This is a genomic window from Phenylobacterium sp. (genome assembly GCF_035276905.1).
In the GTDB taxonomy this organism is placed as follows: Bacteria; Pseudomonadota; Alphaproteobacteria; order Caulobacterales; family Caulobacteraceae; genus Phenylobacterium.
This window is the reverse complement of record NZ_DATELG010000152.1, coordinates 1-6,677: the sequence shown is the minus strand read 5'-3', so window position 1 is coordinate 6,677 and position 6,677 is coordinate 1. Positions and strand designations below refer to the sequence as shown.

The following is a 6,677-nucleotide window of genomic DNA, read 5'->3' as shown; positions in this document are numbered from 1 at the left end:
CGTTTCCCGGGCGCCGTCGAGCGCAGCGCCGAGATCGCCGAGCGGGTGGAGTTCGACCTCTCCCAGCTCCGCTACGAGTATCCCGACGAGCCGGTGCCGCCCGGCAAGACCGCCATCCAGCACCTGCGCGACCTCGCCTGGGAAGGCGCGGCCTGGCGGTTTCCGGACGGGGTCCCGGAACGCGAGGCCGGGATTATCGCCCACGAGCTCGACCTGATCGAGGAGCTGGGCTTTCCCAACTACTTCCTGACCGTCCACGACGTGGTGAAGTGGGCGCGCGACCAGGGCATCCTTTGCCAGGGCCGCGGCTCGGCGGCCAACTCGCTGGTCTGCTTCTGCCTTGGGATCACCGCGGTCGACCCGACCAAGCCCGGCCAGGACCTGCTGTTCTCGCGCTTCATCTCCAAGGCCCGCGGCGAGCCGCCGGACATCGACGTCGACTTCGAGCACGAGCGGCGCGAGGAGGTGATGCAGTACATCTACCGCCGCTACGGCCGCGACCGGGCCGCCATCGTCGCCACCGTCATCCACTACCGCCCGCGCATGGCGATCCGTCAGGTCGGCAAGGCGCTGGGCCTGACCGAGGACATCACCGCCGCGCTCGCCGGCACGGTCTGGGGCTCCTACGGCGACGGCGTGCCGGACGAGCACATCCGCCAGACCGGCCTTGATCCCGACGCGCCGGAGATCCGCCGGGCGACCACGCTCGCCCAGATCCTGCTGGGTTTCCCGCGGCACCTGTCGCAGCACGTCGGCGGCTTCGTGCTGACCAAGCGCCGGCTGGACGAGACCGTGCCGATCGGCAACGCCGCCATGCCCGACCGCACCTTCCTCGAATGGGACAAGGACGACATCGACGCGCTCGGCCTGATGAAGGTCGACGTACTGGCGCTGGGCATGCTGACGGCGCTGAAGAAGAGCCTCGACCTGATGGGGATCGCCGATATCGCCGACGTGCCCCAGGAGGTTCCCGAGGTCTACGAGATGCTGAGCCGCGCGGACTCGGTGGGCGTCTTCCAGGTCGAGAGCCGGGCGCAGATGTCGATGCTGCCCAGGCTGAAGCCCCGGATGTTCTACGACCTCGTCATCGAGGTGGCGATCGTCCGGCCGGGGCCGATCCAGGGCGACATGGTGCACCCCTATCTGCGACGGCGGGAGCAGAAGGATCCCGTCGTCTATCCAAAGCCGGGGCCCGGGCATCCGCAGGACGAGCTGGAGAAAATCCTCAAGAAGACCCTGGGCGTGCCGCTCTTCCAGGAGCAGGCCATGCGCATCGCCATCGAGGCGGCCAAGTTCACCGACGACGAGGCCGACGGCCTGCGCCGGTCGATGGCCACCTTCCGCAACTACGGCAGCGTGGGCGTCTACGGGGTGAAGTTCGTCGAGGGCATGATCGCCCGCGGCTATGATCCGGAGTTCGCCCAGCGCTGCTTCCAGCAGATCGAGGGCTTCGGCTCCTACGGCTTCCCGGAAAGCCACGCGATCAGCTTCGCGCTCCTCGTCTGGGCCTCGGCCTGGGTGAAGTGGGCCAGGCCCGACGTCTTCTGCTGCGCCCTCCTGAACAGCCAGCCGATGGGCTTCTACCAGCCCGCCCAGCTGGTCCGCGACGCCCGCGAGCACGGGGTGGAAGTGCGGCCGCCGGACGTGATGTGGAGCGACTGGGATAGCGGGTTGGAGGACGGCGAGCCCGCAGCGCCCCCTCCGTCTCGCTATGCGAGCCACCTCCCCCGCTTCGCAGTGGAGGATCTCGAGCGCCAAGATGCTCCACCGCTTGCGGGGGAGCTGTCGCCGAAGGCGACTGAGGGGGCGTCCGCCGCCCGCCGCCCGCTGCCCATCGGCCCAGCCTACTACCGCCCCCTGCGCCTCGGCCTGCGCCAGATCCGCGGCCTGAAGGTCGAGGAGGCCCGCAGGCTGGTCGAGGCCCGCCGCGACGGCGCCAGCACCTTCGAGGACTTCGCCCTGCGCGCCGGCGTGAGCCGCCGCACCCTGGAGCTCTTGGCCGAGGCCGACGCCTTCCGCTCGCTGGGGCTGGACCGGCGCCAGGCGCTGTGGGCGGTGAAGGGGCTCGCCGGCGAGATCGGCGCTCAGGACGAGGCGCCGCTGCTCGCCCGCGGCCGGCCCGCGGAAGCGCAGGTCGAGCTGCCCTTCATGAGCCCGGCCCAGCACGTGGCCGAGGACTACCGGACCACCAGCCTTAGTCTGAAGGCCCACCCGGTCGGCTTCTTCCGCCCCGAGCTCGAGCGGATGAACGTCGCGCCCTGCGCGGCCTTGAAGACCCTGCGCGACGGCCGCCGGATCTCGGTCGGCGGCCTGGTGCTGGTGCGCCAGCGGCCGGGCACCGCCAAGGGCGTGGTGTTCCTGACCCTGGAGGACGAGACCGGCGTCGCCAACGTCGTCGTCTGGCGCGACGCCTTCGAGGCCAACCGCCGCACGGTGATGGGCGCGGCCTTCCTGGTGGTGCACGGCAAGCTGCAGCGCGAGGGCGAGGTGATCCACCTGGTGGCGGAGAAATTCACCGACCTGTCGCACCGGCTGTCGGAGATGCGCGCGGACGAACGTCCTTCGACGGGGGCGGAGGTCCGTTCCAAGGTTTCCGGCCGGCTGATCCGCAGCCGGGATTTCCACTGACGGCGGGCCTCGGGTTAGGCTCGGGGCAGAAGAAGGACAGAACGGATGGCTCAACCGGTTCAGCTTCTCGTCGGCACCCGCAAGGGGGCCTGGATCTATCGCAGCGACGACCGCCAGGGCTGGCGGGTGCAGGGCCCGATCCTGCTGGGCGCGATCATCCACCACCTGGTGGCCGACCCGCGCGAGCCGGGCGTGCTGATGATGGCCGCCTCTACCGGCCACCTGGGCCCGACCATCTATCGTTCCGAGGACAACGGGCAGACCTGGACCGAGGCCCCCCGGCCGCCCGCCTTCCCCAAGGCCGCCAATCCCGAGACCGGCCGGTCCGTCCATCACACCTTCTGGCTCGAACCGGGCCACGCCTCCGAGCCCGGCGTCTGGTGGGCGGGAACCTCGCCGCCGGCCCTGTTCGAAAGCCGTGACGGCGGCGCAAGCTGGGAGAGCGTCGCGGGCTTCAACGACCATCCGATGTACGCCGCCTGGTGCCCGCCGGAGGCCGGAACGCCCGACGGGGCGCTCTTGAACCAGATCCGCGTCGACCCGCGCGATGCGGCCCACATGTACGTCGCCACCTCGACCGGCGGGGTGTTCGAGAGCGCCGACCGGGCAAAGAGCTGGCGGCCGCTGAACCAGAACGTCGAGGCCAATTTCCTGCCCGACCCCTATCCGGAGTTCGGCCAGGACGCCCACTACATCGCGCTGGCGCCCACCAACCCCGACCGGATCTGGCAGCAGAACCACTGCGGCGTCTATCGGCTCGACCGGCCGGGCGAGCGCTGGGAGCGGATCGGCAAGGCCATGCCGAGCGAGATCGGCGACATCGGCTTCACGGTCGTGGCGCACCCGGCCTGCGAGGACACCGCCTGGGTCTTCCCGATGGACGGCACGGAGATCTGGCCCCGCGTCAGCCCGGGCGGGCGCCCCGCCGTCTACCGCACCCGCGACGGCGGCTTAAGCTGGGAGCGGCAGGACCAGGGATTCCCCGCCGAGCAGGGCTGGTTCACGGTCAAGCGCCAGGCGTTCTGCGCCGACACGGGCTCGCCCGTCGGCCTCTACCTGGGCGCCACCAACGGCGAGCTCTGGGCCAGCGGCGACGAGGGCGCAAGCTGGCGCCAGATCGCCGCCCACCTGCCGGAGATCTACTCCGTGGTCGCGGCGCCGCTCTGATGGTGGCGGTGCTGATCCCCTCGCAGCTGATCGCCTACACCGACGGCGCGACGCGGGTGGAGGCCTGCGGCGCGACCGTCGAAGCCGCCCTCGACGACCTCGACCGGCGCTATCCAGGGCTGAAGTTCCGGGTGATCGACGAGCAGGACCGCATCCGCCGGCACATGCGGATCTTCGTCGGGCTGGACGAGGCCCGCGACGTGCGCCGGGCGCTGGCGCCGGGGGACGAGCTAATGATCTTCGGGGCGTTGAGCGGGGGGTAGGGGGTTCTGGCGCCCGCAAGCGGACGTATCGAACTTCGGCGAAGGGTGGTTATCTACCTCTCCCGCCGTGCGGGAGAGGGGAACCGTCCGCCGAGCGTAGCGAAGAGCGGATGGTGGAGAGGGCAGGCCGCCGGCAATGCGTCTCCGCCTCGTCACCGCAGCTGAAGGGCGCGCACCGGTCGCCCGGGGGAGCTGCAAAGGCATGTTTGGGTCGCAAACGGACTCTGGAGCCCCCGCAGGAAGGAGACATCCGAGCCTCCGGGGAACTGCGAGCTCACCGATGAACGGGACGCGCCGCCGCCGTTCATCCGCCAATCATGCGGCGCCGGCTAGCTTCGAACATCGAGCCGATCGAGGGCGACGACCAACCGCGGGCGCGAACAGCCATGACCGAAGACCACTGCCGTCGCCGAGCCGTACGCCTGATGGGCGTCATGGTCAGGACCCCGAACGTCGCGGACCGCCGCCGCCTCATCGACGAGGCCATGCGCTGGAACAACAACGCGATGATCGCGCATGACCAGGAGCTGCGGGGCGCGCAACCGCGCCGCGAGAAGTCGGTTCCCTGATCGCCCGATCCGGCCTATATGACGCTTGTGCACCGCCCGGCCGAAAGGCCGGGCGCCTTCATTTCCGACAGCCGGAAACCGAGCCGGAACTTTAAGACCATGACCGAAATCCTGATGCCGAAGGCGACCGCCGTCTGGCTGGTGGACAACACCTCGCTCACCTTCGAACAGATCGCAGACTTCTGCGGCCTGCATCCGCTGGAGGTGAAGGGGATCGCCGACGGGGAAGTGGCGCGCGACATCCGCGGCGCCGACCCGATCGCCAACGGCCAGCTCTCGCGCGAGGAGCTGGATGCGGCCCAGAAGAACGCCGACTACCGGATGAAGGCGCAGAAGAGCCGCCACGCCGAGCTCCTGAAGCCGGTGAAGAAGGCCCCGCGCTACACCCCGGTGTCGCGTCGCCAGGACCGGCCGGACGCCATCGCCTGGTTCCTGCGCAATCACCCGGAAGTCGCCGACAGCCAGGTCGCGCGCCTCTTGGGCACCACCAAGGCCACCATCGACCAGGTGCGCAACCGCACGCACTGGAACTCGGCCAACATCAAGCCGGTCGACCCGGTGACGCTCGGCCTCGCCACCCAGCTGGAGCTGGATGCGGTGGTCCGCAAGGCGGCCGACAAGAAAGCCAAGGACGACGCCCGCCACGGCGTCGACGCCGACGGCCCGACGCTGCGGCCGGCCTCGGAGGCCGGCGCCTATGAGGATGCGGTCGACGAGGACTTCGAGCACGACGAAGCCATCGATCCCGCGGACGTCTTCGAGGACGCCGATCACGAAGACTGAGGATTTGGCGGGGTTCGCCCGCCCATCCCGCGCGCCAAGTCACCTGATGAACGCGCGGGATGGGCGGCGGCCCCGGATCACCTGAGGCGGGCTAGTGGGCTCGCGCGCGCAGGCTCTCCATCTCTTCCTTGAGCCTGAGCTTCTGTCGCTTGAGCTCCGATAGTCTGAGGTCGTCGGCGGCGGGCCTGCGCAGTTCCTCTTGAATGGCTTGTTCGAGAGACTGGTGGCGAGATCCAAGTTCGCGGATCCTGGCTTCGACGGCCATGACGATACGTCTCCTCGCTTTGGATGCGGCGAGTGAACACCCGCTTCCCCCGACTGTCAGATCACATATCTTTGCAGCCGGCGGAGCTGACGCGGAGCCGTCATTGGAGGCGTTTAGGGCCATCTTTATGTCAAACCTTGAACAAGCTCCGTTGGTAGTGGGCATCTCCGGCGCGTCCGGGGTCGTCTACGGCCTGCGGGTCCTGGAAGCCTGCCGCGAGCTGGGCGTTGCGACCCATCTGGTGGTCAGCCGCTCGGCCGTCCTCACGCTGGCGCAGGAGACCGACCTGACGCTCGGCGAGGTGCAGGCGAAGGCGACGCTCGCGCATCGCACCGCCGACATCGGCGCCGCGATCGCCTCGGGTTCGTTCCGCACCATGGGGATGATCGTCGCCCCCTGCTCTGTGCGCACCATGAGCGAGATCGCCAGCGGCGTGACCTCCACCCTGCTCACCCGCGCCGCGGACGTGACGCTGAAGGAGCGCCGGCCGCTGGTGCTGATGGTCCGCGAGACGCCGCTGCACCTGGGGCACCTAAGGACCATGGTGCGGCTCGCCGAGATGGGGGCGGTCATCGCCCCGCCCCTGCCGGCCTTCTACGCCAGGCCCGCGAGCCTGGAGCAGATGGTCGACCAGTCGGTGGGCCGGGCGCTCGACCTGTTTGGCCTGAGCTGGAAGCCGGTGCGCCGCTGGGGCGAGGACATCGCCGCCCTGGAGGGCGCGCCTTCGAACGGGGAGGAATGAGTGACGCCGCTGTGGGATTGGGTGCTGGACGCCTACGCGCGCCCCGGGGTTGCGGAGACCTGCCTGAGGCTGCAGGACGACTACGGGCAGAACACTTCCCTGCTGCTGTGGGCGATCCGCGCGCGGCCGGACGATGAGGCGGTGCTGGACCGGGCGACGCGGACCGCGCGCAGCTGGGACGAGACCACGCTGGTTCCGCTGCGCGCCGTGCGGCGGGGCCTGAAGGCGCCCCTCCCGCCGGTGGACGACGCCGCCCGCGA

Annotated in this window: 8 protein-coding genes; 7 read left to right on the top strand and 1 reads right to left on the bottom strand. The window is 70.0% G+C overall.

Features of this window, described 5'->3' with window-relative positions:
• The 5 genes from VJS38_RS06840 to VJS38_RS06820 all read left to right on the top strand — a co-directional run.
• The coding region (locus VJS38_RS06840) for an error-prone DNA polymerase (RefSeq protein WP_324087404.1) at window positions 1-2,628 on the top strand (2,628 nt) is incomplete at its 5' end.
• A gap of 45 nt (window positions 2,629-2,673) precedes the next feature.
• Entirely contained in the window at window positions 2,674-3,795 is a 1,122-nt protein-coding gene (locus VJS38_RS06835; protein WP_324087403.1) for a glycosyl hydrolase, read from the top strand.
• Window positions 3,795-4,058, top strand: a complete 264-nt coding sequence (locus VJS38_RS06830; RefSeq protein WP_324087402.1) for a MoaD/ThiS family protein — start codon at window positions 3,795-3,797, stop codon at window positions 4,056-4,058. Before VJS38_RS06835 ends, VJS38_RS06830 begins: the two co-directional genes overlap by 1 nt.
• Window positions 4,059-4,444: 386 nt before the next feature.
• Window positions 4,445-4,627: a hypothetical protein gene (locus VJS38_RS06825; RefSeq protein WP_324087401.1), complete on the top strand. Its 183-nt coding sequence runs from the start codon at window positions 4,445-4,447 to the stop codon at window positions 4,625-4,627.
• A 99-nt stretch (window positions 4,628-4,726) separates the two neighbouring features.
• Window positions 4,727-5,410, top strand: a complete 684-nt coding sequence (locus tag VJS38_RS06820) for a DUF1013 domain-containing protein (RefSeq protein WP_324087400.1) — start codon at window positions 4,727-4,729, stop codon at window positions 5,408-5,410.
• Between the two features lie 91 nt (window positions 5,411-5,501).
• Here VJS38_RS06820 and VJS38_RS06815 read toward each other — a convergent pair whose 3' ends face one another.
• Window positions 5,502-5,675, bottom strand: coding sequence for a YdcH family protein (locus tag VJS38_RS06815; RefSeq protein ID WP_324087399.1), 174 nt, complete (start codon window positions 5,673-5,675; stop codon window positions 5,502-5,504).
• A 127-nt stretch (window positions 5,676-5,802) separates the two neighbouring features.
• Between VJS38_RS06815 and VJS38_RS06810 the strand changes: the two genes are divergently transcribed.
• Complete coding sequence (locus VJS38_RS06810; protein ID WP_324087398.1) at window positions 5,803-6,417, top strand: UbiX family flavin prenyltransferase; 615 nt, start codon at window positions 5,803-5,805, stop codon at window positions 6,415-6,417.
• On the top strand, window positions 6,418-6,677 hold a 260-nt coding region (locus VJS38_RS06805), incomplete at its 3' end, for a TIGR02444 family protein (protein ID WP_324087397.1). It abuts the gene before it with no gap.